Origin of the sequence: Flectobacillus sp. (genome assembly GCF_049240685.1) — a bacterium.
Classification (GTDB): Bacteria; Bacteroidota; Bacteroidia; order Cytophagales; family Spirosomataceae; genus Flectobacillus.
This window is the reverse complement of sequence record NZ_JBMLSD010000354.1, coordinates 4794-7984: the sequence shown is the minus strand read 5'-3', so window position 1 is coordinate 7984 and position 3191 is coordinate 4794. Positions and strand designations below refer to the sequence as shown.

Below are 3191 nucleotides of genomic sequence, written 5' to 3'. Positions count from 1 at the left end.
AAGCCCAAAGCCCAAAGCCCAAAGCCCAAAGCCCAAAGCCCAAAGCCCAAAGCCCTTACAGTATCACGACTCTCAAAATTATGAAACCATTTGTATTTACTCGTATTCAATATAACTCAGGCGACTGGGATACCGACCAACGAATGCCCTCCAATCTGCTTAATTCGTTGGTTGAGTACACCACTATTCCAATTGATGAAAAGGAAAAAGTGGTTTTATTGAGTAGCAACGAGATTTTTAAAAGCCCTTTCTGCTATTTGAGTGGTCATAAATTAGTAGAGTTTTCGAGTAAAGAAAGAGATATTTTTCACCGATATGTACAAAACGGTGGATTCGTATTTGTAGACGATTGTAATCACGATATTGATGGGCTATTTGCAAAATCATTCGAGCAAGAAATGGCTAAAACTTTTGGACAAAAGGCCCTTCAAAAGATTCCTAATACTCACGAAATTTATCGATGTTTCTTCGAATTTGAAGGTCCGCCCACAACTAGTTTCGAACTAAACGGCTGGGGCGACGATCTTGTGCATGATTATCTCAAAGCAGTTACCATCAACGGACGTATTGGCGTACTGTATAGCAACAAAGACTACGGTTGCGAATGGGATTATGATTTTCGCAATAAACGCTGGCTTGCCGAGGATAATACCAAATTTGGCGTCAATATCATCAATTATGCTTTGACCATGTAAGATTTTAAGAATCTTTCTCAAAGGCAAAATTGCTAATGATGAGCACTCTCAATTACGACAATTAATGGCTAAACAGATAGAGCCATCTCACTATATTTTCATTAACAAATGACACTGGAAACAAAAGAGCTTCAATATTATAAATCTTTGGTAAGCAAATTACCGCTTCTCAAAAAGGAAATCGCAAAAGTTATTATCGGACAAGAGGAGGCTATCGATGAAATCATCATTTCCCTTTTGGCGGGTGGGCATTGTCTACTCGAAGGTGTGCCGGGTTTGGCCAAAACTCTCATGGTAAAAACGATTTCGGAGGCGCTCGAAATGCAATTCAAACGTATCCAATTTACGCCGGACCTTATGCCAGGCGATATTGTTGGTACTGAAATTTTGGAAGAAGACCACGAAACAGGCAAGAAATTCTTTAAATTTAGCAAAGGACCTATTTTTGCCAATATCGTTTTAGCCGATGAAATCAACCGTACGCCACCCAAAACACAGGCTGCTTTGCTCGAAGCTATGCAAGAATACAAGGTGACTTATGCTGGTACCAACTACGATTTGCCAAAACCATTCCTCATTATTGCTACACAAAACCCTATCGAACAAGCGGGTACGTATCCACTACCAGAGGCACAGCTCGACCGCTTTTTGTTGTATATCAAACTAGGATATCCTTCCGAAGCTGAAGAATTACAAGTATTAAAAAGCACCACTGGTTCTGGAAAACCAACTTTGTCAGCCGTAATGAGCGATAAAGATATTTTGGATTTACAAAAACTAACGCGTCAAGTACACATCAGTGATGAATTGATAGAGGAAGTCAATCGCATCGTAAGAAGTACTCGTCCTGATACAACTAGCTCGGCTTTTGTAAAAGAATGGTGCGATTGGGGTGCAGGACCACGTGCGGGACAAGCCTTGGTACTATGTGCCAAAGCCCGTGCCGTGTTAAATGAACGTTTTGCTGTTATTCCTGAGGATATCCATACACTAGCTTATCCTATTTTGCGCCACCGTATTTCTCTCAATTTCCGTGCAGAAGCCGAAGGTATCGCTCCTGATGATGTGATCAAAGCTATGCTTTCAGAAAAATAGAATAATGAAAAATGGATAATCATTGAGCTAAAGAGTTGAAGGACAAGCTGTATTTCATCACTCTAAACTCATCACTCACAACTCACAGGATGGCTTTACTCAGTTCCGAATTAGTAAAAATTACCAATCTCCAATTAGCCAGCAAATTGGTAAGTGAGGAACTTATGTTAGGGATTCACGCCAGTAAAAGATATGGCTATGGGATTGAATTTGAGCAATATAGACATTATGAAATAGGAGACGACCCCAAGCGCATAGATTGGAAGCTTTTTGCCCGTACTCAAAAACATTTGGTGCGAGAGTCTTCTACCGAAAGTAATTATCATATCCGTTTTGTACTCGACCTTTCAGGGTCGATGAATTATACCGAAGAGGATGTAAGTCGACTGCAATATTGCAAAATACTGTTGGCTTCTATTGCCTACATGGGTTTTCGACAAGGCGACCAACTGAGTTTGTATGTGTTGAAAGACAATCAAGTAAATACGTTGGTAGCCACAGGTAAACAGGCTTTTCAACGAATATTGTACGCGTTGGAAAAAGCAGAAGCATCTGGGAAATGGACGAGCGATACGAAGAGCTTTCCTGTTTTTCAGCAAAAACAAAAAGAGATACTCTTTTTTGCTTCAGACCTTTTGCAATTGGATAATGAATGGATTAAGTTATTGAAAAAATTAGCGAATCCACGACGTGAAATCTATGTTTTTCAAGTACTTGGACAGCATGAGCTCGATTTTGATTTAAAAGGATTTTACCGCTTCAAAGATTTGGAAACAGGACAAGAAGTGGAACTTCAGGCAGAGCAAATTAAAGCAGAAGTCAAAGCCAATGCCGAATCGTTTTTGTCACAAATCGAATCAGATTTAAAAGTGCCTTTTGTTTACTGGAAAAAAATCAGTCTCAAAGACCCTATCGCAGGTATTATCCGAGAGATACTTTGATGTAACATAAATCAAGCTGATTTTGAACTTTCAAATTTTGACTATTCTAATGATAGATTTTAATACGCCAACATTGCTTTGGGGCTTGTTTGGTCTAACGATTCCGATTCTGATACATTTCTGGCATCAGAAACAAGGAAAACGACTAGATTGGGCTGCTACTCAGTGGTTAAGCGAAAAAAACTTACAGCAAGCTAGAGGAATACGCCTTGATAATATTTGGCTATTAATCTTGCGTTTGGCGATTGTCCTATTGCTATGCTTAGCTTTAGCCAAGCCACTTTGGAATACTTTTCAAACGTCTTCCTCCTTCTCTAAAATCCATCTGATAGAGCCGAATTCATTGGTTACCAATAACTTTCGATTTGAAATAGAGGAGGCTCTTAAAAAAGGTGAACCTTGTTTTTGGATAGAAAACTCTCCCAGTGAACTGAAAGTTTTGTCTGAACAACCTAAAGAA

Annotated in this window: 4 protein-coding genes; all 4 read left to right on the top strand. The window is 39.4% G+C overall.

The genetic code is table 11. The features are described 5' to 3' along the window. Window positions 1-80 precede the first annotated feature (80 nt). On the top strand, window positions 81-695 hold the full coding sequence (locus tag ACOVQ4_RS16050; protein WP_095163416.1) for a DUF4159 domain-containing protein: 615 nt from the start codon (window positions 81-83) through the stop codon (window positions 693-695). Between the two features lie 108 nt (window positions 696-803). After that, window positions 804-1790 carry an AAA family ATPase gene (locus ACOVQ4_RS16045; protein WP_421821640.1) on the top strand — a complete coding sequence of 329 codons (987 nt, stop codon included), beginning with the start codon at window positions 804-806 and terminating at the stop codon, window positions 1788-1790. An 89-nt stretch (window positions 1791-1879) separates the two neighbouring features. Continuing rightward, entirely contained in the window at window positions 1880-2731 is an 852-nt protein-coding gene (locus ACOVQ4_RS16040; protein WP_421821639.1) for a DUF58 domain-containing protein, read from the top strand. Between the two features lie 49 nt (window positions 2732-2780). Then, window positions 2781-3191 (top strand): BatA domain-containing protein (locus ACOVQ4_RS16035; protein ID WP_421821638.1); only part of this gene is annotated, 411 nt, incomplete at its 3' end.

What these genes read in the sequence shown, in the direction of transcription:
- ACOVQ4_RS16050 (WP_095163416.1), top strand. Translation starts at nt 81, where the DNA reads ATGAAACCATTTGTATTTACTCGTATTCAATATAACTCAGGCGACTGG.
- ACOVQ4_RS16040 (WP_421821639.1), top strand. Translation starts at nt 1,880, where the DNA reads ATGGCTTTACTCAGTTCCGAATTAGTAAAAATTACCAATCTCCAATTA.
- ACOVQ4_RS16045 (WP_421821640.1), top strand. Translation starts at nt 804, where the DNA reads ATGACACTGGAAACAAAAGAGCTTCAATATTATAAATCTTTGGTAAGC.